The 25,725-nt window shown below is 71.3% G+C and carries 29 protein-coding genes and 1 riboswitch; of the genes, 15 read left to right on the top strand and 14 right to left on the bottom strand.

The genetic code is table 11. The annotated features are described in order from the left end of the window. Positions 1 to 323 precede the first annotated feature (323 nt). Positions 324 to 794 (top strand): hypothetical protein, encoded by a 471-nt coding sequence (locus KDL01_RS00265; RefSeq protein ID WP_212526201.1) that lies wholly within the window; start codon positions 324 to 326, stop codon positions 792 to 794. A 230-nt stretch (positions 795 to 1,024) separates the two neighbouring features. Then, positions 1,025 to 2,161: a tyrosine-protein phosphatase gene (locus tag KDL01_RS00260; RefSeq protein ID WP_212526200.1), complete on the top strand. Its 1,137-nt coding sequence runs from the start codon at positions 1,025 to 1,027 to the stop codon at positions 2,159 to 2,161. 76 nt (positions 2,162 to 2,237) lie between these two features. On the opposite strand, the gene KDL01_RS00255 is transcribed toward KDL01_RS00260, so the two are convergent. Beyond that, entirely contained in the window at positions 2,238 to 2,597 is a 360-nt protein-coding gene (locus KDL01_RS00255) for a YbjQ family protein (protein ID WP_212526199.1), read from the bottom strand. Positions 2,598 to 2,700: 103 nt separating this feature from the next. Between KDL01_RS00255 and KDL01_RS00250 the strand changes: the two genes are divergently transcribed. From KDL01_RS00250 to KDL01_RS00240, 3 genes are all read left to right on the top strand, one after another. Then, complete coding sequence (locus tag KDL01_RS00250; RefSeq protein ID WP_212526198.1) at positions 2,701 to 3,603, top strand: glycerophosphodiester phosphodiesterase; 903 nt, start codon at positions 2,701 to 2,703, stop codon at positions 3,601 to 3,603. 330 nt (positions 3,604 to 3,933) lie between these two features. Continuing rightward, entirely contained in the window at positions 3,934 to 4,557 is a 624-nt protein-coding gene (locus KDL01_RS00245) for an ATP-binding protein (protein WP_212526197.1), read from the top strand. 64 nt (positions 4,558 to 4,621) lie between these two features. Then, positions 4,622 to 5,578 (top strand): DUF5926 family protein, encoded by a 957-nt coding sequence (locus KDL01_RS00240; protein ID WP_212526196.1) that lies wholly within the window; start codon positions 4,622 to 4,624, stop codon positions 5,576 to 5,578. Between the two features lie 161 nt (positions 5,579 to 5,739). Here KDL01_RS00240 and KDL01_RS00235 read toward each other — a convergent pair whose 3' ends face one another. Together KDL01_RS00235 and KDL01_RS00230 are read right to left on the bottom strand one after the other, a co-directional pair. After that, the gene (locus KDL01_RS00235) at positions 5,740 to 6,357 is read right to left on the bottom strand and encodes a TetR/AcrR family transcriptional regulator (protein WP_212526195.1); all 618 of its coding nucleotides are present in this window, start codon (positions 6,355 to 6,357) and stop codon (positions 5,740 to 5,742) included. A 122-nt stretch (positions 6,358 to 6,479) separates the two neighbouring features. Then, positions 6,480 to 7,106 (bottom strand): hypothetical protein, encoded by a 627-nt coding sequence (locus KDL01_RS00230; protein WP_212526194.1) that lies wholly within the window; start codon positions 7,104 to 7,106, stop codon positions 6,480 to 6,482. Positions 7,107 to 7,369: 263 nt separating this feature from the next. Between KDL01_RS00230 and KDL01_RS00225 the strand changes: the two genes are divergently transcribed. Continuing rightward, a complete protein-coding gene (locus KDL01_RS00225; protein WP_212526193.1) occupies positions 7,370 to 8,110 on the top strand; it encodes a glycosyltransferase in 741 nt (246 codons plus the stop codon). A 103-nt stretch (positions 8,111 to 8,213) separates the two neighbouring features. Here the strand turns inward: KDL01_RS00225 and KDL01_RS00220 are convergent, their stop codons facing one another. After that, positions 8,214 to 8,552, bottom strand: coding sequence for a rhodanese-like domain-containing protein (locus KDL01_RS00220; protein WP_212526192.1), 339 nt, complete (start codon positions 8,550 to 8,552; stop codon positions 8,214 to 8,216). 77 nt (positions 8,553 to 8,629) lie between these two features. Between KDL01_RS00220 and serS the strand changes: the two genes are divergently transcribed. Further along, positions 8,630 to 9,898, top strand: a complete 1,269-nt coding sequence (gene serS / locus KDL01_RS00215; RefSeq protein WP_212526191.1) for a serine--tRNA ligase — start codon at positions 8,630 to 8,632, stop codon at positions 9,896 to 9,898. A 124-nt stretch (positions 9,899 to 10,022) separates the two neighbouring features. Beyond that, a complete protein-coding gene (locus tag KDL01_RS00210) occupies positions 10,023 to 11,015 on the top strand; it encodes a phosphotransferase enzyme family protein (protein WP_212526190.1) in 993 nt (330 codons plus the stop codon). 208 nt (positions 11,016 to 11,223) lie between these two features. Here KDL01_RS00210 and KDL01_RS00205 read toward each other — a convergent pair whose 3' ends face one another. From KDL01_RS00205 to KDL01_RS00180, 6 genes are read right to left on the bottom strand one after another with little or no spacing between them, the layout of a single operon-like run. Then, positions 11,224 to 11,781, bottom strand: a complete 558-nt coding sequence (locus tag KDL01_RS00205; RefSeq protein WP_281415152.1) for a bacterial proteasome activator family protein — start codon at positions 11,779 to 11,781, stop codon at positions 11,224 to 11,226. Positions 11,782 to 11,809: 28 nt separating this feature from the next. Continuing rightward, complete coding sequence (locus tag KDL01_RS00200; RefSeq protein ID WP_212526189.1) at positions 11,810 to 12,787, bottom strand: NAD(P)H-quinone oxidoreductase; 978 nt, start codon at positions 12,785 to 12,787, stop codon at positions 11,810 to 11,812. 9 nt (positions 12,788 to 12,796) lie between these two features. Beyond that, complete coding sequence (locus KDL01_RS00195) at positions 12,797 to 13,843, bottom strand: potassium channel family protein (RefSeq protein WP_307845988.1); 1,047 nt, start codon at positions 13,841 to 13,843, stop codon at positions 12,797 to 12,799. 40 nt (positions 13,844 to 13,883) lie between these two features. Then, the gene (locus KDL01_RS00190) at positions 13,884 to 14,159 is read right to left on the bottom strand and encodes a DUF6457 domain-containing protein (protein ID WP_212526188.1); all 276 of its coding nucleotides are present in this window, start codon (positions 14,157 to 14,159) and stop codon (positions 13,884 to 13,886) included. After that, positions 14,092 to 14,745 (bottom strand): molybdenum cofactor guanylyltransferase, encoded by a 654-nt coding sequence (mobA, locus tag KDL01_RS00185; RefSeq protein WP_212526187.1) that lies wholly within the window; start codon positions 14,743 to 14,745, stop codon positions 14,092 to 14,094. Before mobA ends, KDL01_RS00190 begins: the two co-directional genes overlap by 68 nt. 13 nt (positions 14,746 to 14,758) lie before the next feature. Continuing rightward, positions 14,759 to 15,214 carry an ATP-binding protein gene (locus tag KDL01_RS00180; RefSeq protein ID WP_212526186.1) on the bottom strand — a complete coding sequence of 152 codons (456 nt, stop codon included), beginning with the start codon at positions 15,212 to 15,214 and terminating at the stop codon, positions 14,759 to 14,761. Positions 15,215 to 15,438: 224 nt separating this feature from the next. On the opposite strand from KDL01_RS00180, the gene KDL01_RS00175 reads away from it, so the two are divergent. From KDL01_RS00175 to KDL01_RS00165, 3 genes are all read left to right on the top strand, one after another. Beyond that, positions 15,439 to 16,110: an SCO family protein gene (locus KDL01_RS00175; protein WP_212526185.1), complete on the top strand. Its 672-nt coding sequence runs from the start codon at positions 15,439 to 15,441 to the stop codon at positions 16,108 to 16,110. Between the two features lie 64 nt (positions 16,111 to 16,174). Further along, positions 16,175 to 17,101, top strand: coding sequence for a prephenate dehydratase (gene pheA, locus KDL01_RS00170; RefSeq protein ID WP_212526184.1), 927 nt, complete (start codon positions 16,175 to 16,177; stop codon positions 17,099 to 17,101). A gap of 208 nt (positions 17,102 to 17,309) precedes the next feature. Next, positions 17,310 to 18,101, top strand: coding sequence for a hypothetical protein (locus tag KDL01_RS00165; RefSeq protein WP_212526183.1), 792 nt, complete (start codon positions 17,310 to 17,312; stop codon positions 18,099 to 18,101). 150 nt (positions 18,102 to 18,251) lie between these two features. Here the strand turns inward: KDL01_RS00165 and KDL01_RS00160 are convergent, their stop codons facing one another. Then, positions 18,252 to 19,073 carry a hypothetical protein gene (locus tag KDL01_RS00160; protein ID WP_212526182.1) on the bottom strand — a complete coding sequence of 274 codons (822 nt, stop codon included), beginning with the start codon at positions 19,071 to 19,073 and terminating at the stop codon, positions 18,252 to 18,254. Between the two features lie 243 nt (positions 19,074 to 19,316). Between KDL01_RS00160 and KDL01_RS00155 the strand changes: the two genes are divergently transcribed. Then, positions 19,317 to 19,592 carry a TfoX/Sxy family DNA transformation protein gene (locus KDL01_RS00155; RefSeq protein WP_212526181.1) on the top strand — a complete coding sequence of 92 codons (276 nt, stop codon included), beginning with the start codon at positions 19,317 to 19,319 and terminating at the stop codon, positions 19,590 to 19,592. 48 nt (positions 19,593 to 19,640) lie between these two features. On the opposite strand, the gene KDL01_RS45010 is transcribed toward KDL01_RS00155, so the two are convergent. The 3 genes from KDL01_RS45010 to KDL01_RS00140 all read right to left on the bottom strand — a co-directional run bounded on the left by KDL01_RS45010 (position 19,641) and on the right by KDL01_RS00140 (position 22,469). Further along, a complete protein-coding gene (locus KDL01_RS45010; protein WP_212526180.1) occupies positions 19,641 to 20,678 on the bottom strand; it encodes a peptidoglycan-binding domain-containing protein in 1,038 nt (345 codons plus the stop codon). A gap of 312 nt (positions 20,679 to 20,990) precedes the next feature. Then, complete coding sequence (locus KDL01_RS00145; RefSeq protein ID WP_246575681.1) at positions 20,991 to 21,863, bottom strand: fructosamine kinase family protein; 873 nt, start codon at positions 21,861 to 21,863, stop codon at positions 20,991 to 20,993. A 216-nt stretch (positions 21,864 to 22,079) separates the two neighbouring features. After that, positions 22,080 to 22,469: a phage holin family protein gene (locus tag KDL01_RS00140; RefSeq protein WP_212526179.1), complete on the bottom strand. Its 390-nt coding sequence runs from the start codon at positions 22,467 to 22,469 to the stop codon at positions 22,080 to 22,082. A gap of 160 nt (positions 22,470 to 22,629) precedes the next feature. Between KDL01_RS00140 and KDL01_RS00135 the strand changes: the two genes are divergently transcribed. The 3 genes from KDL01_RS00135 to thiC all read left to right on the top strand — a co-directional run bounded on the left by KDL01_RS00135 (position 22,630) and on the right by thiC (position 25,635). Beyond that, positions 22,630 to 23,187: a MarR family winged helix-turn-helix transcriptional regulator gene (locus KDL01_RS00135; protein WP_212526178.1), complete on the top strand. Its 558-nt coding sequence runs from the start codon at positions 22,630 to 22,632 to the stop codon at positions 23,185 to 23,187. Positions 23,188 to 23,668: 481 nt separating this feature from the next. Then, on the top strand, positions 23,669 to 23,881 hold the full coding sequence (locus KDL01_RS00130; protein ID WP_212526177.1) for a hypothetical protein: 213 nt from the start codon (positions 23,669 to 23,671) through the stop codon (positions 23,879 to 23,881). 102 nt (positions 23,882 to 23,983) lie between these two features. Next, positions 23,984 to 24,090, top strand: a riboswitch (TPP riboswitch). Positions 24,091 to 24,096: 6 nt separating this feature from the next. Continuing rightward, a complete protein-coding gene (gene thiC, locus KDL01_RS00125) occupies positions 24,097 to 25,635 on the top strand; it encodes a phosphomethylpyrimidine synthase ThiC (RefSeq protein ID WP_281415155.1) in 1,539 nt (512 codons plus the stop codon). Positions 25,636 to 25,725 lie beyond the last annotated feature (90 nt).

The following is a 25,725-nucleotide window of genomic DNA, read 5'->3' as shown; positions in this document are numbered from 1 at the left end:
GTTCTCGGCTCGGTTCGCGGCCGTCGGCGGACGGCCGGGATGCGGGTGGAACGGGCGGCCATGATCGGCATATGGACCACAAGCCCGACGGGGCGCAGCGAAGCACCCGGACCTGTTCGTCACGGTTGGCGACCCGGATGACGCCGACTACTTCGACTTCACCAAGCAAACGGGGTAGGCCGCCGGCCCGGCGACCGGGGGTGGGCCCGCAGTACGATGCGCCGAGTATCTGACTATCGCCGTGGGGGGTGGGGGGGCTGATGGCGAAGCGTGGGCATTCGAGGGGCAAGGCATACCGGCGTCCGCTGCCGGAACGTGGCGCTGTGCTCACGTTGGCCAATGTCGAGGACATTGCGCCGGACCGGGGCATCTTCATTCGGTTCGTCGCGCCGGTGCTGCTCTGTGTGGGTCTCGCCTGGGCGGGGCTGGCTACTTTCGATTCGCTCTCCGCGGTGTTCGGCAACGGCGTGCGGGGCACGTTCACCGCGCAGTACTGCGAGCAGGGCAAGGGTGGCTGCTTCTGGGTCGGTGACTTCGTCTCGGCTGACGGTCGTGATGTGCGGTACGGCGTCGGTGTGGACGGATCGAGTGTGCTCACCACTCCTGGACAGCAGATTGCCGCCCTCGATACGGGCAACCCGATGGACGTCTATCCGGTCGGGTTCAGGTATGCCTGGGGTGCTCCGTCGATCTTCACTGTGGCCTTGTTGTTCGTGTTCGGGGCGTGGGTCGTCAAGGTGCCGGTCTCGGCGATGCGGAGGCGGGCGCGGGTCCGTCGGAAGCCCAGGCCGTGATCCTGTCGATCGAGGACGTCCAGCAGCTCGAGTGCGAAGTGGGATACCAGGACTCGACCGGCGTTCGTGGATCTGGTTCGCGCAGGTGCGGCGGGGTGAGGGCGGGGCATACGGCTGTTGACGTCCTGACCGGAAAAGTACCGAATCCGCGAGAAGGGTGAGACGGCGGCCACTGCGCGGCCGCCGGGTGATCACCGGTCGTTCACCGGTGAGGCCTACGTTCCGGAGATATGAACTCCGTTTCGCGTATCACCCGGGTGGCCTCCGTCGCGGCCGCCGCGACCCTGCTCGCCGGCGTGACCACCACCGCGGCCACGGCGGCTTCCGGGCCCGCCGCCCACCCCGCCGCCGCGTCGCGGGGGCTGAACTCCTTTGCGCGCGTCCCCTTCTCCTCCGCCACCGTGACCGCCGGCTCGAAGAGCGGCACGCTGACCGTCAGCTGGGCGGCCTCGAAGCTGCGCGGCGTGACCGTGTACGCCGGCTCGACCCAGTCCGCGCAGACGCACCGGGTCGCCACGGGCAAGAGCTCGGACACGGTCACCGTGACCGCCGCCTACGGCTCCTGGATCCGGCTGGTGCCGTCCGAGGGCGCCTCGCTCGTCCTGACCGTGCGCGACCTCGGCCTGGCCAGCGACCCGAACCTGCGCGACATCGGCGGGTACCGCACCACCGACGGCCAGTGGGTCAAGATGGGCGTGGTCTACCGCTCCCAGGCGCTCTCGCTCTCCGCCAATGACCTGGCCACGGTCGACCAGCTCGGCATCACCGCCGACTACGACCTGCGTACGACCGCTGAGATCGCGGCATCGCCGGACGTGGTGCCGGCTGGCGCGACCTACACCAACCTGAACGTGCTCGGGGACACCTCGGTGACCTCGATCTCCGGCGTGACCAGCGCGGCCGCGGCCGAGGCGTACATGCAGGAGGGCGAGCGCGACTTCGTCACCAACGCGACCGCCACGACCGCGTTCGGCGCGCTGCTGACCGGGATCGCCGACGGCAAGGGCGCGGCGCTCTACCACTGCTCCGCGGGCAAGGACCGCACCGGCTGGGCCACGGCCGTCATCCTCACCCTGCTCGGCGTGCCCGAGTCCACGGTGATGCAGGACTACCTGCTGAGCAACCAGTACTACTTCGACTCCGCCGCCGTGCAGGCCATGCTGAGCGCCATGCCCGCGGCCGAGGCGGCCGTCTACACGCCGTTCATGGAGGTCGAGTCCTCCTACCTGCAGGCCGGCTTCGACCAGGTCAAGTCGAGCTACGGGACGATGTACAACTACGCGGTCAAGGGCCTCGGCCTGAGCCCGCAGACGATCCAGAGGCTGCGTGCGAAGCTGCTCGTCAGCGGGTCTGCGGACCGCCACTAGGCAGCAGGACGGAGTGGGCCGCGGCCGGCGATCGGGCCGGCCGCGGCCTGAGGGTTGCGGACGCCTGGGACAGTCCCTAGGTGAGCGGGCTGATGAGCGCGGCGGTGCCGTAGGCGCAGATCTCGGTCCAGACGTTGCCCATCTCCGAGGTGTCGAAGCGCATCGCGATGATCGCGTTGGCGCCGCGGGACTGGGCCTCGGCCATCATCCGGCTCATCACCTCGTTGCGGCTGTCGACAAGGGCCTTGGTCATGCCGCGCAGCTCGCCGCCGAGCATCGACTTGAAGCCGGCACCCATCTGGCTGAACGCGTTGCGGGAACGCACGGTCACGCCGTAGACCTCGCCGAGCACCTGCTCGATGCGGAAGCCGGGCACATCGTTGGTCGTCACGACCAGAAACTGCGGTCCGGTCCAGCCGGATGCGTCGTGGGCCATCGTGGTTCGCTCCACTGATCGTCGCCGGAAGTTCGCGAGCATTTTCTACCCCGGGGGGCCCAAGCGTGGCGTCACACTCCGACGGAATTGAGAGCATGGGGTGATGGGCCACTCTTCTGTACGCATCGCCCCCGCCGCGCCGCAGATCGTCGCGCACCGCGGAGCCTCGACCGAGGCACCCGAGCACACGTACGCGGCGTACGTCGCCGCGCTCGAGGCGGGGGCGGACGCGCTCGAGTGCGATGTGCGGCTCACCGCGGACGGGCACCTGGTGTGCGTGCACGACGGCCGGGTGGACCGGACCTCGAACGGGCGCGGCCGGGTCTCCGCGCTGGAGCTGGCCCGGCTGGAGGAGCTGGACTTCGGTTCCTGGCACGCCCCGGCCGACGAGCCGGGCTTCGCGGGCGAGCAGGGGGACGCGCGGGACACCGAGGGCGCGGAGGCCGCGGGCGAGCCGGTGGAGCTGCCCGACCGGGACGCAAGCAGGGTCCTGACGCTGCGGCGGCTGCTTGACCTGGCGGCCGGGCATCCGAAGCGGGTGGAGTTGGCGATCGAGGTCAAGCACCCGACGCGCTATGCCGGACGGGTGGAACGTCGGCTGATCGAGATGCTGGACGAGTACGGCTGGGTGCCGCGGCCCGGGCAGGACGCGTCGGCCACGCCGGTACGGGTGATGAGCTTCTCCCGGGCTGCGCTTCGGCGGGTGCACCGGTTGGCGCCCGCCATGCCGACCGTGTTTCTGATGGAGCCGTTCATGTACCGCACCCTCGGCGGCGCGTTGCCGGCCGGGGCGGCGATCGCCGGGCCCTCGGTGGAGATCCTGCGCACCCGGCCCGAGTGTGTCGAGCGCTGGCACCGCGCCGGGCGGCCGGTGCACGTGTGGACCGTGGACGAGCCGGCCGACTTCGACCTCTGCCTCGACCTGGGCGTGGACGCCGTGATCACCAACCGGCCGCGCCGGATGCGGGCCGAGCTCGAGACCCGCTCGCATGGGAACGCCGAGTAAGCATCCTGTTACGCGTGCTTGTTTTCATGGAGCTTTCGCAAATATTTCGGGGCCCGACCGGTCCTTGAGCGGAACCCCGGGTGATCTCCCCGAGCTCCGATGTGCCGCGTCCACCTGCGCCGATCGCTTGTACCAGAGCCTTATTTCCGGCGAAAGGGGCGCTTAAGGCTGCCCGCGCGCCCCATGTGCACCGTCCGCGCGGGCAAGCCCGCCGTTTCCACCCTGTGGACGCAGGGCATCGAATCCCTTGTGAATGCAAGCGCGGAGGGATCGGTGCTCCGCCCGGTGGATTGCTTCTTCAGACGAAAAGTGGGGTCGATGGGGGTGATCATGCCCGCAGTCCGAGTAGCGCCTACCACTTACGAGGCTTACCTGCCACACTCGTCCGTCAGTGTCCGCCAGGCGCGGGCGAAACTCGCCCAGGATCTGAGCGAGCGCGACGTCCTGGGCACGGTGGTCGACGACGCCATCCTGATACTGTCCGAATTCGTCACCAACGCCCTGCGCCATGCGCGGGCTCTGACCAGCGACACGATCCGGGTCTCGTGGAACCTGACCGGGGACGGGCTGCTGCGGATCGAGGTGACCGACGGGGGCGGCACCACCCGCCCCGTGACCAAGCCGTACTCCATGTCCGTCTCGGCCCAGGCCGGGCGCGGACTCGAGATCGTGGACCGGCTCGCCGACCGCTGGGGCTCGCAGCGGGAGGAGAGCGGGGACGAGTACACGGTGTGGGCCGAACTGATCGTGCGCGCCCGACACGCCGGCCGGCGTACCCGGGGACGCGGCGTGCGGGCGAGCCAGCCCGGCGCGAGTACCGGCACCCTCACGGCGCTGCCCTCGCTCGCCGAACAGGGGCCGCAGAAGAACCCGCACAAGAACCCGCCGACCTCTACCTCATCCGCCTCGGCGCAGGTCATCCCGCTGCTGCCGACCTATCCCCATCGCGCCTGAAGCACCCCGTCTGCGGCACTATCCTTTTCCGGGTCACAGCAACGCACCGGACAAAGGGTGAGTCATGGGCAGGAAGCAGCATCCGGCAGCACGTCCGCGCCAGCTCGCGGAGGGAGAGGCCATCCCGGTGGTCGGCGGGCGCGAGCCGTGTCCGTGTGGATCCGGGCGCCGCTACAAGGCCTGCCACGGCCGGGAGCAGGCCGAGATCGTCCCGCTCAACCCGCGGCCGTTCGCCGAGTTCGCCGCCGAACTCGACCTGATCGCCCTGCACACCTTCGTTCCGGCCGCGACGACGCGGCTGACCCTCCTGGACGCCTCGGCCGGCCCCGCCACGCTCGCGACGGTGCTCCCGCTCGCGGTGCCGGCGCTGCGCCGGGCCGACGGTGAGGTGGTCGTGGCCGCGCAGACGCTCAACAGCTCGGGCGATCCGGCGCGGGACCTCGCGCACGCGCTCGAGCGGGCCCTGGCGGCCGCGCCCGGCGAGACCCTCGACTTCGAGGAGGCCCCGCCCTCCACGCCCCCGCTCGCCTCGCTGGTGGACCCGAAGGCCGCGCTGGAGCTGGATCTGCGCGACACCTTCGACTACTGGTTCGACCCGAGCGACACCTCCACCGCCGACCAGGCCATCTCGCTCGAGCGCGCCAACGCCGCGATCGAGCCGACCGTGCGGCTGAGCTCGGTCGAGTCGGCGTACTGGGTGCGCCGTTCTGCCGACCGCTGCCACCTGCGCTGGGTCATGCCACAGGACGAGGAGCCGCTGCTCGACGCGCTGGCCCGGCTGCACGCGGCCGACGCGCTGCGGCTCGGCGAGGGCAGCAAGTACGCCGGCTCGCTGCGCGCCTGCGGCCGGCTGATCGTGGTCTGGGACCTGGCGCTGGACAAGCCGGCCGCCGACTGGGAGGCGCCCGCCGCGTCGCTGGCGGAGCGGCTGGGCAACGCCTTCGCCACCGACGCGCCGCTGACCTCCGCCGAGCGGCGTTCCCGCTCGGGCCTGACCAACCGCCAGCTGACGCTGCGCTAGGGAGTGTCTTCAAAGGGGCGTCGGGTCAGGCCGCGGCGTCTGACGCGTGCGCTCGCAAGGCGCCGGGCCGTGCGCATACTCGGTCGTCTGTAAGCGGTCCGGCAACGCCGCGAGCGTGCGTGGCAGGCGTCGCGGCCCCGGCGAACCTTTGAAGACACGACCTAGCCGGCTGCCGACTGCGCGCCGGTTCCCGGTGCGCAGGGCCGCAGGTAGCCCTCGAGGATGAGGCTGAGCTCGGTGCGCAGGCGGTCGGCCGGCACCGGGCCGCTGGCGCTGGCGGAGACGATGAAGGACTGCACGGTGAGCACGATCGCGTGCGCCTGCACCGCCACCGAGCCGGCCCGGATCGAGCCGTCGCGGTGGCCGGCGTCGAGCCGGTGGGCCAGCAGGTCGATGGCGATCTGCTGGGTGGAGCCGAACTTGTTGAACAGATACGGCATCAGGATCTCCGGCTCGGCGTCCAGGACCTGCGACATCAGCGGGTCCTCCTGGAACGCCTCGACCACCGCGAGCACCGTCTCGACCAGCCGCTGCCGGGCCGGGCGCGGGTCCGGCGGCGCCTCGGGCGGGATCTGGGTGTGCTCGCGCAGGATCCGGGCGAACTCACGGCCGAGCAGTTCGCTGATGAGGGAGCCGACATCGCTGTAGCGCCGGTAGAGCGTCATCCGGCTCACCCCGGCCCGCCGGGCGATGTCGTTGAAGGTGGTCTCGTGCACGCCCGCGGCCAGCACGCAGGCGCGTGCCGCGTTGAGGATCTGCCGGTCGCCTACAGTGCTCACGCCCCCAGCGTACGCGGGAAGCTACTCGTTGGTAACTACCTTGGGCGCACGGATGGGAACACGGAGGTGAAAGCCGCGCGCCGACACCGGATCAGCGGTGTCGGCGCGGGAGGAAGCGGAACTCAGGCGGCCGGGGAGACGGACGGCGCGGCCGAGGTGGACGGGGCGGGGGCCGCGGTCGAGTCGGTCGGGGAGACCTGGCCGGACTCCACGTGCACCACGCCGTCGGCGAGCGGGGCGCCGACCTCGGCGGCCTCGGCGATCGCGTCGAAGGTGCCGGTGCCCGCGGTGTCCGCGAGCGCGTCGGTGGTGCACACGCCGCCGGTGTCGCCCGCCGCCACGGTGCAGGACATCTGCGCCTGCGGGCCGCCGGCGGTGGAGGAGACCAGGTTGATCACCACGGTCAGCTGCGAGCCGGTGCCGTTGCTGACGTAGACCGTGCCGGTGACCGAGCCGCCCTGGTCGTCCACGCAGGCCTGCGCGGAGACCTTGTTCTGGAAGCCGAACAGCTCGGTGCCGCAGTACTGCGGCAGCATCGCGCTGGCCGTGGCGGGCACGGCGGCGGCCGGGGTGCCGGTGGCAGAGGCCTGCTTCGTGGCGTGCGAGGGGTTGGCCTCGGCCGCGGCGATGGGGAGCACGACCACGCCGACCACGGCGGCCGCGAGCGCGACCGAACGCACATGACCGCGTCGCAGCGAGCTGACGGAGGCGGCGGGGGTCGGGGTGCGGTTCTCGTTCGTGCCCGGCATCAGCCTGGCCCTCCCACGGTGGTGACGGGTGCTACGGCAGGGGGTGGTACGGGCAGGGCCGACCGGGGAATCGATCAAGGCTCTGCGTCAAGAGGAGTGGCTTCGAGAGCGCGACACCCGAGAGCCGGCGACGTGGGCTGGATCTCGATCGCGCGTCAGGAGAATGCTAGTCCTATCGTGCGGTGAAGCGATACCCGGTTCATTCGTTTGGGCGTGTAGATTCACCGAATCGCGACAAGACCGTACCCGTACACTCGTCTGCCATGAGCGACACGGCAGTGGTGATCCCCGCCTACCTCGAGGCGGAGCGGATCGGCGCGACGGTGCGGGGGGCACGATCGCTGCCCGGAGTGGACCTGGTGATCGTGGTCGACGACGGGTCGCGCGACGAGGGGGCGACGGCGCGGATCGCCCGGGAGAACGGGGCGATCGTGGTGCGCCACAGCCGCAACCGGGGCAAGGGCGCGGCCCTGGAGACCGGGGCGGGCACGCTGGCCGCGATCGAGAGCCGGGACGGGCGCACCACGCCGCGGCACCTGCTGCTGCTCGACGCAGACCTCGAAGACTCGGCGGAGGCGGCCGGCGGGCTGATCGATCCGGTGCGCACGGGCGAGGTCGGGATGACGGTGGCGATCCTGCCGCCCTCGGACACCCCCGGCGGCGGACACGGGTTCGTGGTGAAGCTGGCCAGGGACGGCATCCGGCGCGCGGTCGGCTTCGAGGCGAGCGCCCCGCTCTCCGGCCAGCGCTGCCTGAGCCGGGAGGCGTTCGAGGCGGCGCTGCCGCTGGCCTACGGCTTCGGCGTGGAGACCGGGCTGACCATCGACGTGCTGCGCGCCGGTGTCAGGGTGCTGGAGGTGGAGGTGCCGCTGCGGCACCGGGTCACCGGCACCGACTTCGCCGCGCAGCTGCACCGCGGACGGCAGTACCGGGACGTGGCCATGGCCCTGGCCGCGCGCAGCATCCCGGCGAATCTGCGGCCGGAGACCTGGCGCGGGCGCTGAGCCGACGCGGCGGCGGCCGAGCGCCCCGTCAGCCGACGGACCTCGGCTCAGCCGACGGACCTCGGCTAGGCCGGCGCCCGCCGCCCGGCGCGGAACGAAGGAATCAGGCCACGAACGGTTCGGTGCCGGGTGCGGCCTGCATCGGCAGGCCCGCGGCCGCCCAGGCCAGCATCCCGCCGGCCACGTTCACCGTGTCCCGGCCCTGCGCGTTGAGGAACTGCACGGCCTGGGCCGAACGCCCGCCCACCTTGCAGATCACGTGCACCTCGCGGTCGGCCGGGACCTCGTCGAGGCGGGCGATCAGCTCGCTCAGGGGCAGGTGCACCGCGGCGGGGGCGTGGCCTGCCTCCCACTCGTCGTGCTCGCGCACGTCCAACAGGTACGCATCGGCCGACAGGGCGCCGACCTCGACCGTGGGGACGCCGGGACCGCGCTGGAACATGACCTGTTACTCCTCGCCGGTGGGAACCCGTGGAACGCATTACCGATCACCCCACCCTACCCGGTACCGTTTGCCCTGTGATCGACCTCCGTATCCTGCGCGAAGACCCGGACCGCGCCCGCGCTTCCCAGCGCGCCCGCGGCGAAGACCCCGCCCTGGTCGACCAGGTGCTGGCCGCCGACGAGTTGCGTCGATCGTCCGCCATGCACTTCGACGCCCTGCGCAATGAGCAGAGGGGTCTGGGCAAGCAGGTGGCCCAGGCGTCCAAGGACGAGAAGGAGGCGCTGCTCGTCCGCACCCGCGAGCTCGCCGCCGAGGTCAAGGCCGCCGACGCCGCCCAGAACGAGGCGGCCCAGGAAGCGCACCGGCTGCTGCTCGGCCTGTCCAACCTGGTCGAGCCCGGCGTGCCCGAGGGCGGCGAGGACGACTACGTCGTGCTCGAGGAGCACGGGCGCCCCCGCGACTTCGCCACCGAGGGCTTCGAGGCGCGCGACCACGTGGAGATCGGCCGCCTGCTCGGCGCCATCGACCTCGAGCGCGGCGCGAAGGTCGGCGGGGCCCGGCAGTACTACCTCACCGGCGTCGGCGCGCTGCTGGAGCTCGCGCTGTGCAACCTGGCCATGGCCCAGGCGGTGCGCTACGGGTTCACCCCGATGATCACCCCGTCGCTGGTCAAGCCGGAGGCGATGGCGGGCACCGGGTTCCTGGGCCAGGCCGCGGAGAACGTCTACCACCTCGCCGACGACGACTTGTACCTGGTCGGCACCTCCGAGGTGCCGCTGGCCGCGTACCACATGGACGAGATCCTGCCGGCCGACCGGCTGCCGATGCGCTACGCCGGCTACTCCTCCTGCTACCGGCGCGAGGCCGGCTCGTACGGCAAGGACACCCGCGGCATCATCCGGGTGCACCAGTTCGAGAAGGTGGAGATGTTCTCCTTCTGCGCGCCCGAGGACGCGGCCGCGGAGCACCAGCGGCTGCTCGGCTGGGAGAAGGAGTTCCTCGACGCGCTCGAGCTGCCCTACCGGGTGATCGACGTGGCCGCGGGCGACCTCGGCAGCTCGGCCGCGCGCAAGTACGACTGCGAGGCGTGGATCCCGACCCAGGGCAAGTACCGCGAGGTGACCTCCACCTCGAACTGCACCGAGTTCCAGGCGCGGCGCCTCGCGGTGCGCATGCGCGAGGAGTCCGGCGTGCGCCCGCTGGCCACCCTCAACGGCACGCTGTGCGCCATGCCGCGCATCATCGTGGCGATCCTGGAGAACCACCAGCTCGCCGACGGCTCGGTCACGGTGCCCGAGGCGCTGCGTCCTTACCTGGGCGTGGACCTGCTCAAGCCGGTCTGAGACTGGACCTTTCACTCCACCGGGCGCGGTGAAACCCGAGGTCCGGTGAAAGTCCTCTTCGAGTCCTTGCGTGGGGGCGCGCGACCGGGGTCGAGAGCGTACGCTGGCGCGTACTCTCAGCCCCATGGCGCGCCCCTTCGCAATGGCCGCGCTGCTGCTTCAGCGCTACGGGGTCACTGAAGTACAAGCGATCCGGCCTCTCACCGAAGGCCTGTTGAATCGGGCCTACACCGTCGAAACCGACAGCGGGAAGTTCTTCCTGAAGGACTATCTCAACCAGACCCCGGAGTTGATCCGGGCCCAACACCACATCACCCGCCGGCTGCACGATGCCGGCCTGCCGGTCTCCGCCCCGCTCGCCGACCTGGCGGGCGAGACCCTCCAGTGCGAGGGGGAGAGCATGTTGGCGCTCTACCCCTGGGTGGAGGGCCATCACCGGCGTGGCTCCAAGCTCGACCTGGCCGACTGCAGGGAGCTCGGCGCCCTGCTCGGCCGCCTGCACGACGCGCTCGACCGGCTGCACGGTCCGATCGCGCAACCGCTGTTCCTGCCCTGCGAAAGCGCGGAGCGGGCCAGCGAGACCGCCCACCGGCTGCTGGCCAGGATAGACCGGCTCAGCGTGCGCGAGGGTGTGGACGAGCTCGCGGAGTTCCGACTGCTCGAACGGATCGGACTGCTGCGCGAGCTCGCCGGACGCCGGCCCGGACCCGAGGTGAACCTCACCGTCGGGGCGGTCCACGGCGACTTCCACGACCTGAACATCATGTACGGCCCGCGCGGGGTGCGGGCGCTGGTCGACTTCGACCGGCTCTGCCTCGCGCCCAGCCTGGAGGAGCTCATCCGCTCGGCGTTGATCATCTTCGTCGAGTTCGGGCGGCTCGACCTCGGACTCGTGCGCGAATACGTGCACGGATACCTGGACCAGCGGCCGTGGCTGGCCGCCGAGATACCGGCGGCGCTGCACCGGCTGTGGTGGGAGCGGCTGACCGACTTCTGGATGCTCACCTGGCGCTACGACCTGCACGACGAGCGCCCGAGCGTCCAGTTCGCCGACCAGTCCGCGCTCATCGTCTGGTGGACGCACCACTACGACAAGATCCTGCACGCCCTGAGCTGACCCGCCGTCGGCGCCGCGCTCCCCGTGCCCGGTGCCGCCGCCCGCGTCCGCGTTCGTGTACGTACCCGCACCACCGGTCCCATCGCCTATCCATCCGCCCACGCCGCGGGGACGGGCCCTGATTCAAGGGTCCCGTCCCCGCGCACTCGTAGACGGGCGGGTCGGCGCCGGCGCGCTGCGTCCGGCGCTCCCGCGACGAACAGGGTTCTTACAGGTACGGCCCGGCCGCGCCCGACTTGCCCGGCTGGTACTCGCCCGCGTCCGCCGTACCGGGCGGCAGGGCCCGGCGGATCTGCTCGAGCTGCGCGCGGGCCGCCATCTGCTGGGCGAACAGCGCGGTCTGGATGCCGTGGAACAGGCCCTCGAGCCAGCCCACGAGCTGGGCCTGGGCGATCCGCAGCTCCGCCTCGCTGGGCACCTCGTGCTCGGCGAAGGGCAGCGAGAGCCGCTCGAGTTCGTTGATCAGCTCGGGCGCGAGGCCCTTCTCCAGCTCGGCGATCGAGGAGCGGTGGATCTCGGCCAGCCTGGCCCGGCTCGCCTCGTCCAGCGGCGCGGCGCGCACCTCCTCGAGCAGCTGCTTGATCATGGAGCCGATCCGCATGACCTTCGCCGGCTGCTCGACCATCTCGGCCACGCTGGTCGGGTCCTCGGCCTGGTCGTTCAATGGCTCCTGATCGTCCGGGCGGCCGTCCGGGCCTACCACGATGACGTTGTTCTCGCCGCGGAAAGGCGAGGGGGGTTGGGTGTTCGCTTCGATGTCCGCCATGAGTCCATCCTTTCCCACTCGTCGGCCACTACGCGACCAGGAGGACCTTGCCCACGTGGTCCGAGGCCTCCACCACGCGGTGCGCCTCGGCCGCCTCGGACAGCGGGATCCTGCGGTCCACGATCGGACGCAGCGTCCCATCGGCCACCAGCGGCCAGGCGTGCTCGCGCACGGCCGCCACGATGGCCGCCTTCTCCTCGGTCGGACGGGCCCGCAGCGTGGTGGAGATCACGGCGGCCCGCTTGGACATGAGCTTGCCGAAGTCGAGCTCGCCCCGGTTCCCGCCCTGCAGCCCGATGTTCGCCAGCCGCCCGTTGACCGCCAGCGCGTCGATGTTCCTGGCCAGGTACTTCGCGCCCATGTTGTCGAGGATCACATCGACCCCGCGGCCCTCGGTCAGCTCCGCCACCCTGGCCACGAAGTCCTCGGTCTTGTAGTCGATGGCCGCGTCGGCGCCGAGTTCGACGCAGCGGCGCGCCTTCGCCGCGGAGCCGACCGTCACCAGCACGCTCGCGCCGAACGCCTTGGCCAGCTGGATCGCGGTGGTGCCGATGCCGCCGGCGCCGCCGTGCACGAGCAGCCGCTCGCCCGGGCGCAGGTGGGCGGTCATGAAGACGTTCGACCACACGGTGCACACGGTCTCCGGCAGCCCGGCCGCGGCCTCGAGGTCCAGGCCCGCGGGCACCGGCAGCAGCTGCCCGGCCGGCACGACCACCCGTTCGGCGTAACCGCCGCCGCTGAGCAGCGCGCACACCTCGTCGCCCACGGACCAGCCGGTCACGCCCTCGCCGAGCCGGGCCACCCGGCCCGAGCACTCGAGCCCGAGCACGTCGCTGGCGCCGGCCGGGGGCGGGTAGAAACCGCGCCGCTGCATCAGGTCGGCCCGGTTCACGGCCGTCGCGACCACGCCCACGAGCACCTCGCCGGGGCCGGGCTCGGGATCGGGGACCTCGGCCCAGGTCAGCACCTCGGGTCCGCCCGGTTCACTGCACACGATCGCCTTCATTCAGCCAGCCTATGCCTCGGCGGGGGCGGCCGGGTCGCGCGGGCGCACCACGATCACCCGGTCCTCGGCCCGCACCGCGCCGATGGACGGGTCGTCGAACCGCAGCATCCGCCCGCCGCGGATGACCCCGAGCACCGGCAGGGCGCAGGAGCGCGGATCGCGGCCGATCTCCTCCGGTCCGGCCTGCTGCTCCACGATGTCCAGGCCCTGGCCGTAGGTGAGCAGGTCGGTCACCACCGCGCCCACCTCGGGGCTGAGCGTGGAGGCGCCGAGCAGGTTGCCGGTCATCTCCGAGGAGGTCACCACGGTGTCTGCGCCCGACTGGCGCACCAGCGGCGCGTTCTCCGCCTCGCGCACGGACGCGGCGATGAAGGCGTCAGGGGCGAGCTGGCGGGCGGTGAGGGTGCACAGCACGGCGGTGTCGTCGCGCTCGGTGGTGATCACGATCGTGCTCGCCCGCGCGGTCTCGGCCTTCGCCAGCACGCTGCTGCGGGTGGCGTCGCCCCAGACCGAGACGAGGCCCGCGGCGTTGGCCCGGGCCAGGGCCTGGCGCTGGTGGTCGATCACCACGATCCGCTCGGCCGCCACCCCGTGCTTGAGCAGGGTCTCGACCGCGGCGCTGCCCTTGGTGCCGTAGCCGACGACGACGATGTGATCCTGCATCCGGTTCCTCCAGCGCCGCTGGTCCCACTGCCTACGGGTGCCCTCGGCCAGGACCTCGAGCGTGGTGCCGACCAAGACGATCAGGAAGACCACTCGCAGCGGCGTGATCACCAGCGCGTTCACCAGCCGGGCGCCCTCGGTGGCGGGCACGATGTCGCCGTAGCCGGTGGTGGAGAGGGTGACCGTGGCGTAGTACAGGCAGTCCACGAACGACATCTGGCCGGTGGTCGCGTCCTTGTAGCCGTCCCGGTCCACGTAGACCAGGACCACCGTGAGCACGAGCGCGAACACCGAGAAGCCCACGCGCAGTCCGATCGAGCGCAGCGGCCGGACCGGCCCGCCGGGCAGGTGGACGTCCGGGTCCACCGCGGCCCGGCGCGCGCCGATGTTCACGGCCGGTGGCTACCCGCGTGAGGGCGCCGGGATGTGCGTACTACTCCGTTGGCGCCGCGTCGCCGGCGCTCGCGGCCGCGGCGTGGGCCTGCGCGGCCTCGCTCAGCCGCGCCACCAGCGCGGACAGGTCCTCGAGTCCGGCCCCGGCGCCGAGCGCGTAGCCGGCCAGGAAGGTGGTCAGCGGGGCGGCCGGCCTGGCCACGCCGTGCGCGGCCTCCCGGGCCAGGTCGAGCACCAGCGACTGCTGATCAGGAGTCAGATCCAGTTCCGGCCGCTCGCTGATCAGGGCGACCGTCTTCAACCAGTCTTCGAACATGACGCACATCCTCCCAGGTGTCGCAGTCGAAGCCGAGCCCGTCCGGATCCGGCACCCGGCTCAGTTCGAGGTCGGACAGCAGGGTCCTGAGAGAGGCGCCGGCCAGCGCGCCGCGTTCGGCCCGCAGCCGCTCCAGACCCACCGCGAGAGCGGCGTGCCGGTAGCACGCGGCCAGCCACTGGTCCCGGCCGTCCGCGTCGGTGAGCACGGCGCCGTCCGCCCCGTCGGCGGCCGCGCGCACCAGGGCGCGCACCACGACGGGGTCGAGGAAGGGCAGATCGGCGGCGAGTACGAGCACGAGTGGGGCCGCGACGTGGGCCAGCCCGGAGGCCAGCGCCGCCACCGGGCCGCCGCCGGCCGGGCTCTCCCTGGTCCAGCTCACCGGCCGTGCGGTCGGGCGCCGCGGCCCCACGCACACGGTCCGGTCCGCCTCGGCGCAGGCGGCCAGCACCCGGTCGAGCAGGGTGGCGCCGCCGATCTCGAGGGCCGGCTTGTCGGTGCCGTCGAGCCGGTGCGCCCCGCCCCCGGCGAGGACGACGGCGTCGAACGCGGGGTCGAGCGCGGGATCGGATCCGCCTGAGGTCACGGAGGCGATTGTGTCAGGCCGCGACCGGTTCGCGTGGCTTGAGGTCGCGCTCGAAGTGGATCATCGCGCCGCGCGCCGGATGGTTGCGGATGTCCACCCGGTCGCAGAGGGCTTCGATCAGCATCAGGCCGCGGCCGGACTCGGCCATGTCGGGCGCGGTGGCCACGGCCGCGGCCGGGCGCCGGCTTCCGCGCACCTCCACCAGCCGGCGCGGGGCGAACCCGACGCCGTTGTCGATGACGTCCACCCAACATCGGTCCGAGCTGATTCCCGCGGCCACCCAGTAACCCTCGGCCGGTCCGGAATGCTCGATCACGTTGGCACAGGCCTCGGTCAGCGCGACGCCGAGGTCGAAGGTGATGTCGGGATCCATGCCGACGAGGTCGGCGGTGTCCCTCAGCATGCGTCGTGCTTTGCCCACGCTCTGCGCTTCGCGCGGAAGCAGCAGGGTCCAGTTCACGTCCACCACGAGCTCTACCTCCCGCGTCTTCAGGACACGCAGATAGGTATTACCGGCTTCTCGGATCAATACGCCATCACTGCCCGCGAAAACTCCCGGGCGGGCCTCTCAAATTCGCCCGAATGGCCCCGAAACGGACTCCATCGCCCCGGGTGCGGCGAAGTTCTACGCAGCGTAGAGGGCCCGGGACCCCGGTGCCGGGCGGGCGCGGCGGGCATGACACCATCGAGCCTGTGAAACTCCTCCGCAACGGACGAATCGCCGCGCTCGCCGCGTTCGGCGGCGCGCTGGCCGCGGGGCTGGCCGGCTGCTCGTCGAGCGGCTCCACGCAGAGCCCCACCGCGCAGATCACCCAGATCGGGCCGACCTCGGCGTACTACGGTCCGGTGCTCACCAAGCCCTACGGGCTGCCGTCCGGGACCTTCAGCGCCACCAGCGGCGGCACCGAGAGCATCAAGGCGCCCGCGAAGGGCGACCTGACCCTGGTGTTCTACGGCTTCACCCACTGCGACGACGACTGCCCGACCACCATGGCGGACATCAGCGCGGCCTGGCGCGGACTGCCGAAGGCCGAGCAGAGCCGGATCACCGTCGACGTCGTCACCACCGACCCGTGGCGCGACACGGTGCCTGTGCTCTCCGCCTGGCTCGCCCGCTTCGACCTGCCGAGCTCCACCGGCCTGACCGCCTCCTGGGACGTCATCCACGACTCCGGCACCGCGGTCGGCGTGGACGTGGAGAAGCCCACCGTGATGTCCGGCGACTACCAGGTCACCCACGGCCTGCAGGTGCTCGGCTACACCTCCGACGGCAAGGCGCACATCGAGTGGCTGGTGGAGGACATCACCGTGCCGCAGCTGCGCGCCGACTTCGCCCGGATCCTGTCCGGCGCGCCGATCGAGTAGGGCGGCGGTGCCCGATGGCTGAGAAGGCCGTCGGGGCGCCGGGCCGGGGCGCTAGGTTGGCCACATGTCGCACACGCCGCGTTACGCCTTCCTGGGCCCGTCCGGGACGTTCACCGAGGCCGCGCTGCTCGCCCTGCCCGAGGGCGGCGAGGTCGAGGCCGTGCCCTACCCCTCGGTGCCCGCGGCCTTCGACGCGGTGCGCACCGGCGAGTGCGAGGCCGCGGTGGCCGCGATGGAGAGCTCGGTGGAGGGCGCGGTCACCGCGACCATAGACGAACTGGCCAACGGCGAGCCGCTGATGATCGTGCGGGAGCTGCTGCTGCCGGTCACCTTCGCGCTGCTGGTGCGCCCCGGCACGCCGATCGACCAGGTCAAGACCGTCGCCAGCCACCCGGTCGCGGAGCCGCAGTGCCGGCGCTGGCTCACCCGGCAGCTGCCGGACACGCGCTGGGAGACCGCGGCGTCCAACGCCGACGCGGCCAGGCAGGTGCGCGACGGGGTCTTCGACGGGGCGCTGGCCGGCGCGTTCACCGCGGCCAGGTACGGGCTCGAGGTGCTGGCCGACGACATCTCCGACACCGCGGCGCAGACCCGCTTCGTCGTGGTCACCCGCCCGGGCCGGCCCACCGCGCCCACCGGCGTGGACAAGACCTCGATCACCGTGGGCCTGCGCGACAACCACCCCGGCGAGCTGATGGAGATCCTCGAGGAGTTCGCCGGGCGCGGGGTGAACCTGTGCCGGATCGAGTCCCGGCCCACCGGCGAGGCCATGGGTAAGTACTACTTCTTCATCGACTGCGAGGGCCACGTCGAGGAGGAGCGGGTCGGCGAGGCGCTGCAGGGCCTGCGCCGCAACAGCGGCCGGCTGCGCTTCCTCGGCTCCTATCCGCGGGCGGACCGGCAGGCCCCGAGCATCCGCCCGGGCACCACCGACGCGGAGTTCGTCGAGGCGCGGGACTGGCTCGCGGACGTGCGCGGCGGTAACCGGTAGGTAACAACTTGTGCGTTTCGCCGCTCCGGCGCCGCCGTGCCCTCACCCGAGGTCGTGCTTCGGTTACGCTGGAGCTATACGATGATCTGACGCTCAGTCAGGACCGGCACGCGGCAGGTCCGACACGGTAAGACGGGGTCGACGAGACGGCGGGAGGGCTCCGCCGCGCCCGGCTCCGCAGCAACACACACCCCGAGGGGGGCCACGGATGGCGGTCATAGTCGTGGTGCCGGACCCGGACACCGATGCCGGGCTGCCCCGCATCGCCGCCGCCCTGGTCTCGTCACTGCGGGCGGTGCGCGGCCAGGTGCCCGCGGCCGACCGGATCACCGTGGTCGAGTTCGCCGACCTGCGCGCCCGGCCGGAGTCCGGCCCGATCCCGGTGGAGGGGCTCGCCCTGGAACGCTCGGTGCTCGAGGGCTGGTGGTCCGCCGCCGTGCGCACCGGCCAGGGCCGCGGCGAGGCGGTCCCGGACGCGGCCACCGCGCTGCGCGGCACGGCCCACTTCAGCCGGCAGCCCAAGCCGCCCGCGGGCGGCGCGGCCCAGCTGCGCCGCTACCTGACCGACCGCAAGTACCGGCACGAGCTGCGCGACCGCACCCAGGGCTGCATCGGCGCGGAGACGCAGGTCGTGGTCGGGCACGGGCTCGGCGGCCTGATCGCCTACGAGACCCTGTGCGCGGTGAGCGACTCGGTCGCGGTCACCCTGGTCACCCTCGGGCCCGCGCTGTGCGGACCCCGGGTGGTGTTCGACCTGCTCGAGCCGCCGCCGCGCAACAACCAGGGCGACTGGCCCGCCGCGGTGCGCCACTGGTTCAACATCGTGGCGCAGACCGACGTCACCGCGCTCAGCCGGCCGCAGCTGACCGCGCGCTTCGGGCCGGGGATCGAGGACCTGATGATCGAGCCGCGCTCGGTCACCGACAGCCTCAGCACCTACCTGCTCGACCGCTCCACCGGCCTGGCCGTGGCCACGGGCCTGTCCGCCGAGTTCCGGTAGCCGCCGCCGGGTTGGCGGGTGGGTTGCGGCCGCGGGGTCCGGCTTCGTGGGTCACGGGCAGGGTCAGGGGCATCGCGCGAGATTCCGCCGGACCCGTTGCCGCGGGCCGGGCGGCTTCCCGACGTTCTGACTTTTCGCCGGCCGCCTGTCCTACTGCGGCATCAGCAGCTGCTGGCGCAGCAGGTTGAGCGCCTGTTCCTTGCTGTTGATCTGCTCCCACAGCCGGCTCGAGAGCACCTCGAGGACGAGGGCCGCGCCGACTTCGAGCAGCAGCTGGCCGATCGGGCTGGACAGCAGCGTCTCGCGCTCCACCCTGGCCTCGGCGGTGCGCGCCTTGAGCCAGATCAGCCGCTGGCGCAGCCACATCTGGCGCACGGCCGGATCGGTCGGGCCGGTGTTGTTCACCACGGCCCACTCCTCGGCCAGCCGCTGCAGCTCGTAGAGGTCGAGCTTGCGGTAGGCCTCGTTGACCCGGGCTATGAACGCGCTGCGCCGCTCCTTGTCCACCGGGTCCTGCACCAGGTCGGGGTGGGCGCGGCGGGCGAGTTCGCGGTAGATGCGCTGGGCCACCTTGGCCGGGCTGATCTCCTCGGCCATCGCGACCTCGGGCTCGGTGAACCGCAGGGTGCTGGTGTACTCCGGGTCCACCGCGGGCGCGGCGACCGGGAGCGGGTCGGTCAGCGGGTCCGGCCCCGAGGGCCCGGTGCCGTAGAGCGCCTGGAGCCTGCGCAGGTCCTCCGGAGCGCCGGTGAGCGTGGCCCGCAGGCCGGCGATGTCCAGGTCGAGCTGGTCGAGCCGGTCGTAGAGCGGCCCGAGCTGGCTGTGCTGCTGCCGGGTCAGGTGGTCGAGCTGGGCCCGGGTGTGCTCGAGATCTATCTGAGCCTGGGCCAGGTCAGCCTCGGCGACCGTGACGGTGTCTTCCAACGTCACGGGCGTCGTCGGTGTCGAGACGCCTATTTGGGCGACGTCCATGACCCCTCCATTTCTGATTCGCACTGGTCACAGTAACGTGACCTGCGCGGACCATGAGCGTATCGGGTGGTTCTGACATGCGATCGATACAAAGTGAGCAGTGGGGGCTCCGGGTATGACGGGCCGTGACCCGCAAGGCCGATTCGGGTGGCCGTGACGCGATACCGGGGAGATGGTGGTTTCACCGTCACGGAATGTTTTCTCCAGCACGCGCGAGCGCGGATCGGGTAGAGGGTGAGCTCGGTGGGAACTGTCATCCACGGACTGTCGATAGATCGGGCCGTCAACATCGGGCCGGTGCTCTCGGCGCGGCTGCGCTCCGTAGGGATCGAGTCGCTCGAACAACTCAAGCGCCAGGGTGCGCTCGAAGTCTGGCAGCTGATCGCCGAACAGACTCCGCCGGAGGAGTGCGTGCACACTCTGCTGGCGCTCGAGGGTGCGATCCGCGCGACCCGCTGGACCGCGATCGACCAGGCCGAACGTGACCGCCTGGTCGCCGCGGCCGGGCTCGACGGCTGACATCCGCGGATCTCGGCCGTCGTCCCGCGTCCCGCCTCGCCGCGCGTCCTAAAGCGTCCCGCTCTGCAGTTTGGCCCAGGTCGCCGCGTCCACCTGGCCGGTCGGCATCAGCCCGACCGAGCTCTGGTAGCGCATCACCGCGGCCATCGTGGTGGCGTTGTAGCGGTTCGAGGCCGTGAGCTGCGTACCGAGCGCCTCGTTGAGTGCCTGGTCGAGCCGGCTCACGGCGCTCGAGTGGCTGCCGGCGCGCAGGGTCGGGGTGTCCCCGGCCGCGATCAGGGCCACCAGCGTGTGCTGGCCCACCGTGCTCGCGGCGTCACCGGTCACACCCGCGGCGCCCTGGAACTGCTGCACCGCCAAGGCGGTCGCCTGGTCGAAGCTCCCTGAGATCGAGCCGTGATAGTAGCCGAGCGCCTTGAGCCGCTCCTGCACGTACCGGACCAGGCTGCCCTGCGAACCCGGTCCCAGCGGCAGGGTGTCGCCGCTGAAGCCGCCCGCGGCGGTGGTGGACGGGGCGGTGCTCGGCGCCGCGCTGGTGGTCAGCTTGCCGCCGCTCTGGGTCGGCACCACGACCGCGCCCGAGCCGGCCGTGGAGGTCGCGCCCGCGCTCGGGGTCGCGCCCGCCGTACCGGTGCCGGACGCGTTGCCCACCGGGTTGTCACCGCCACCCAGGTAGAGCATGCCCAGGATGACCGCGGCGGCGAGCAGCACCGCGCCCAGCGTGCCGTACATCAGCAGGCGCTGGTGGCGTGCGTCCTGTTCGTCCTCGTCGTCCGGGAACTCCGGCGGCGTGGGCGGGACGCGGGAGCCGCCGGGCGGATCCATCCGGTAGTCGGCCTGGACCGGCGGCAGCAGTTGCGTGTGGGCGTGCGGCGAGGGCGAACCGTCCTCGGACCTGAAGAAGCCGTCGAACTCGCTCGGGGTGCCCGGATTCGGCTGGGCCACCGGAGCCTCGTAGAGCGGCTCGGCGTAGAACTGGGTCGAGTCGGCCTGGACGGCCTGAGCCTCGGCCACGGCAGGGCCGTAGCCGCCCGCGTAGCCCGCTCCCGTGACCGACGCCTGCACGGCCGCCTGAGCGGCTGCCACGGCCGTCGGTGCGCCGCACATGCGGCAGAAGCGCCCTTCTACCAGTTCACCGCATTGATTGCAGTACTCCATTGGGCAAGCTCCTCGTGATTCTCCCGGATCGCCTCGAACCGGCTCGAGCCCCACCGAGCGGCCACTCTAATCGGTGCTCGTCCACTCCCTGTACCGGCTATGACTCAGGTTTTGCCCGTCCGCGTCCGAATCGTGTCCTGATCGAGCTGCGGACGCAGTAGGGCGTACCGGGCGCAACCGGACCGTGGCGGCGTGCTACGGACCGCCGGGGCTGTGGATCGCCGACTGGAGGTTCGCCGGCTAGAGGTACTGCCGCGCGGCGGCCACGGCCTGCTCCCCGTAGGAGCCGCCGAACAAGGCCGCGTGCACCAGCAGCGGGTGCAGTTGGTGCAGGGCCACGCGCTCGCGCCAGCCGTCCTCGAGCGGATGCACCTCGTCGTACGCGGCGAGGGTCGTCTCCAGCAGCGGGGTCTCGAACAGGGCCATCATCGCCAGATCGGTCTCGCGGTGCCCGCCGTGCGCCGCCGGGTCGATCAGCCAGGCTCGACCTCTGACATCCCACTGGACGTTGCCGGCCCACAGATCCCCGTGCAGCCGGGCCGGCAGTTCCGGCGGTCCGGCCAGTTCCTCGATCCGCCCGCACACCCGCTCCACCAGCGAGGCCTGGTCCAGGTCCAGCGCGCCGCGGCGCACTGCCGCCCGCAGGTAGGGCAGTACCCGCCGTTCGGTGTAGAAGGCGGCCCAGTCGTCGGACTCCGTGTTGTCCATCGACAGGGCCCCGATATAACCCGGCCACGCGGCTCCGAAGGACTGCGCGCCGCGCGCGTGCATCGTGGCCAGTTCCCGGCCGAACGCCTCGGCCCCGGCCGGAGTGGGCCGTCCGGGCGTGATGAAGCCGGTGACCAGCAGATCCTCGCACTCGCCGAGCACCTCGGGCACCGGCGCCCCGTCGGCCTCGCGCAACCAGCGCAGGCCGGCGGCCTCCGCGGCGAGGAAGCCGGGTGCCTCGCCCTGGTAGGACTTGGCGAACACGGTCTCGCCGGACAGCAGGGAGACGCGGTAGACCCCGCTGCCCCCGGCCCCCGTGCCGAGCGCGGTCACCCCGGCCACCTTGGCGCCGAGCACGGCGGCCACCCGGTCCCCGATCATCACCGGGTGCCCCGGGCCCGGCATAGGGCCGAACGGACGCGCGTGGGGGCAGGCGTGCGCGCGGACGTCGGCGTCCTCGCTCCCGCGGATGTCACGTGGTTCCCTCGCTTCAGGCGTGCGTCGGTGTGGCCGTCAGGACCGGCACACTTCGAAGTCTGCCAGGCAACCGTAGTACGGATCCGACCGGCTCCGATCAGCGGCCCGCCGCTCGAGACCGCCGGATGGACGCTGTGGGCTTGCTCACTTCGCGTCGTCCGGCAGCACCGTGTGCAGCACCATCGAAACCGCGGTGATGATGAGCGAGCCGATGAGCGCGGCGACGAAGTTCTTCACGTGGAAGTGGACGGCCAAGTGCCCACAGATGGCAGAGGTCAACATCAGCATCAGAGCATTGATGACGAAGGTGATCAGGCCCACGGTGAGCACGATCAGGCCGAGGCTGAACAGCTTCACGATCGGGCGGATGAACGTGTTGACCAAGCCGAAGATGAGCGCCACGATGAGCACCGTCTCGACCAGTTGGACGTTGGACCCACCCGCTCGGTCGAAGGTGATGCCGGACTTCAGTATCAGCGAGGCCACCCAGAGTGCTACTGCGTTCACGCCGATCTTGATGACGAATTTCTTCATGGGCGAATGTTGCCCCAATCCGCACCCTGCGGTCGAGAACCTGTGGCAAGCTGTTGCACACAACCCGGGTGGCGCTCGCAGGGCGCTGTGTATCACCCGTACGCGTCAGGGCCCGACGCAAAAACGGGCATTTTGTGCGACACAGGATATGATCGACGCTATGACAGCAATGGATGACCGGCTCGGCCACGTGGTCAAGAGCCTTGAGCAAGAGCTCTCCGGAGCTAAGGACGCGGTGCTGCGACCCATGGGTCTGACAGTCCCGCAGTACTCGGCGCTGTTGGTGATCGCTGAGACGCCGGGCATCAGCGGGGCGGAGCTCGCCCGCCAATGCCTGGTCACTCCGCAGACGATGACCACGGTGCTCGGGAACCTCACGGTGAAGGGTCTGATCGAGCGCCGCACGGTGCCCGGTCAGGGCCGGGCGATGGAGACCACCATCACCCGCAGCGGCAAGAGCCTGCTCGCGCGCGCGGACAAGAAGGTCGAGGAGGTCGAGGGGCTGCTCGCCGGCCAGCTGTCCAAGACCGACCAGGCGACGCTGCGCAAGCTGCTGGAGAAGTGCCGCGCCGCGTTCGCGGACGGAAAGGCCTCCTTCGCCGAGGCGGAGGCTCCGGCCGCCCGCCCGGCTCGTAAGGCCCCTGCGAAGAAGGCGGTGACGCGTCCGGCCAAGAAGGCCGCGACGAAGAAGACCGCCTCGCGGGCCAAGAAGGCCTGAGTAGCACCCTTCACGCTTGTCCAGCCCGCCGGATCGTCGTTTTACGAGCCGGCGGGCTAAAGCGCATCCGGGGAGCCGTGTGGTGGGCACGGCTCCCTCGGGAGCGTTTTCCGAATGCCTTCGAACGCTTTCGAAGCGTTCTCGAGTGCTGAACGCTTTCGCCCGTCCGCGGGCCCGGGTGGGTTCTCCCCGTGCCTTTCGGGCGCCCTCGCGCACGTCGCGTGCTCCGCGTACGGCGCCGCGTGCCTCCTCGCCCTGCCCTCCGCGCGCCCTGCGCGCGCCGAATCCGGGCCGCGCCCCGGCGGCGCGTGCGGCTCCCGCGTCCCCGTTGCGCGCCTGCCCGCCGCCGCGCCCGGGGGGCCAGACTGCTGGCGCGAACCGCGAACGCGATATATCGTGGCTTGGGGAGGGAACGCCGGCGACCCGCCGCTCGTTCTCCCCATAGGACGTACACAGATTTCGAAGGGGTAGGGAAAGCGAGATGCCGTTCTGGTTGAAGGCGGTCATGGTGGTCGCCGGAGTGTTCATCGTCGGATCGATCGTGGTATCGGTCATCAGCTGGGCGCTGCACTCCCTGCTGTTCATCGCCCTCGGTGCGGTCGCGGTCGGCGCGCTTTACGTCGCCTACCACCGCTTCATGATGTCGATTCCGGCTTACCGCCGGCGGCAGCTGCAGAAGAAGCGCGACTTCTGACACGACCGCGCACCCGTGTCGAGCGCGCGCACGGGTGAGTGACGGGGAGCGCGCGGGCACCGTCGTGCCGCCAGGGGGGAGGCGCTACGCTGGCGGAGACAACCGAACAACCGCGGGAGCTCGGGGCGGATCCGGGCTGAGAGGGCGATACGCCGACCGCATGAACCTGTCCGGGTAATGCCGGCGTAGGGAGTGTGAGCGCAGCCGTGGCTGCTTTGTCTCCGAATGAAGTCCTCCGCAAGACCTACCTCACCGACGCGCACGACACCCTCAGGGTGCCGATGCGCGAGGTCGTCCTCAGCACGGGTGGCAGCATCCTGCTGTACGACACCTCCGGCCCGTACACGGACGAGAACCTGCGCACCGACGTACGGGCCGGTCTGCCCAAGCTGCGCGCCCCCTGGACGGCCGAACGGGCCGCCCGGGCCGGCGACGGCGCCCCCACCCAGCTCGGCTACGCCCGTCGCGGCGAGATCACCACCGAGATGGAGTTCATCGCGCTGCGCGAGGGCGTCAGCGCCCAGACGGTGCGCGAGGAGGTCGCCGCCGGCCGCGCGGTGATCCCGGCGAACGTCAACCACCCCGAGATCGAGCCGATGGTCATCGGCGAGGCCTTCCTGGTCAAGGTCAACGCCAACATCGGCAACTCCGCCGTCTCCTCCTCGATCGAGCACGAGGTGGAGAAGATGGTGTGGGCCACCCGGTGGGGTGCGGACACCATCATGGATCTGAGCACCGGCAAGGACATCCACCAGACCAGGGAGTGGATCCTGCGCAACAGCCCGGTCCCGGTCGGCACCGTGCCGATCTATCAGGCCTTGGAGAAGGTCGGCGGGCGGCCCGAGGACCTGACCTGGGAGGTGTACCGGGACACCGTGATCGAGCAGTGCGAGCAGGGTGTGGACTACATGACCGTGCACGCGGGCGTGCGGGCCGACTACGTGCCGCTCACCGCCCGCCGCAAGACCGGCATCGTCTCGCGCGGCGGCTCGATCCTGGCCGCCTGGTGCATGGCTCACCGCCGGGAGAACTTCCTCTACGAGCGCTTCGGCGAACTGACCGAGATCCTGCGCGCGTACGACGTGACCTACTCCCTCGGCGACGGCCTGCGCCCCGGTTCCATCTACGACGCCAACGACCGGGCCCAACTGGCCGAACTCGAGACCCTCGGCGAGCTCGGCCGGCTGGCCAGGGACATGGACGTGCAGGTGATGATCGAGGGTCCCGGCCACGTCCCGATGCACAAGATCAAGGAGAACGTGGCGCTGCAGAAGCGGCTGTGTGACGACGCGCCCTTCTACACGCTCGGCCCGCTCACCACCGACATCGCCCCCGGATACGACCACATCACCTCCGCCATCGGGGCGGCCATGATCGGCTGGTACGGCACCGCCATGCTCTGCTACGTCACGCCCAAGGAGCACCTCGGCCTGCCCGACCTCGAGGACGTCAAGCAGGGCATGATCGCCTACAAGATCGCCGCCCACGCCGCCGACCTGGCCAAGGGCCACCCCGGCGCCCAGGCGTGGGACGACGCCCTGTCCGACGCGCGCTTCGAGTTCCGCTGGGAGGACCAGTTCAACCTGGCCCTTGACCCGGCCACCGCCCGCGCCTATCACGACGAGACGCTGCCGGCCGCTCCGGCCAAGCAGGCCCACTTCTGCTCCATGTGCGGCCCGCACTTCTGCTCCATGAAGATCACCCACGAGATTCGCAGCCGCCACGGCGAGGACGCGGAGCCCGTCGCCGTCTAAAGGTGGGGCGGGCGGTGCCCGCCACCGTGTTCATTCGTGGCCGAAAGAAGCCCGGGACAAGCTCGAAGGCCCTTCACCGAGGTTGGTGAA

The organism is Actinospica durhamensis (genome assembly GCF_018139695.1).
In the GTDB taxonomy this organism is placed as follows: Bacteria; Actinomycetota; Actinomycetes; order Streptomycetales; family Catenulisporaceae; genus Actinospica; species Actinospica durhamensis.
This window is presented reverse-complemented; position numbering and strand designations above follow the sequence as displayed.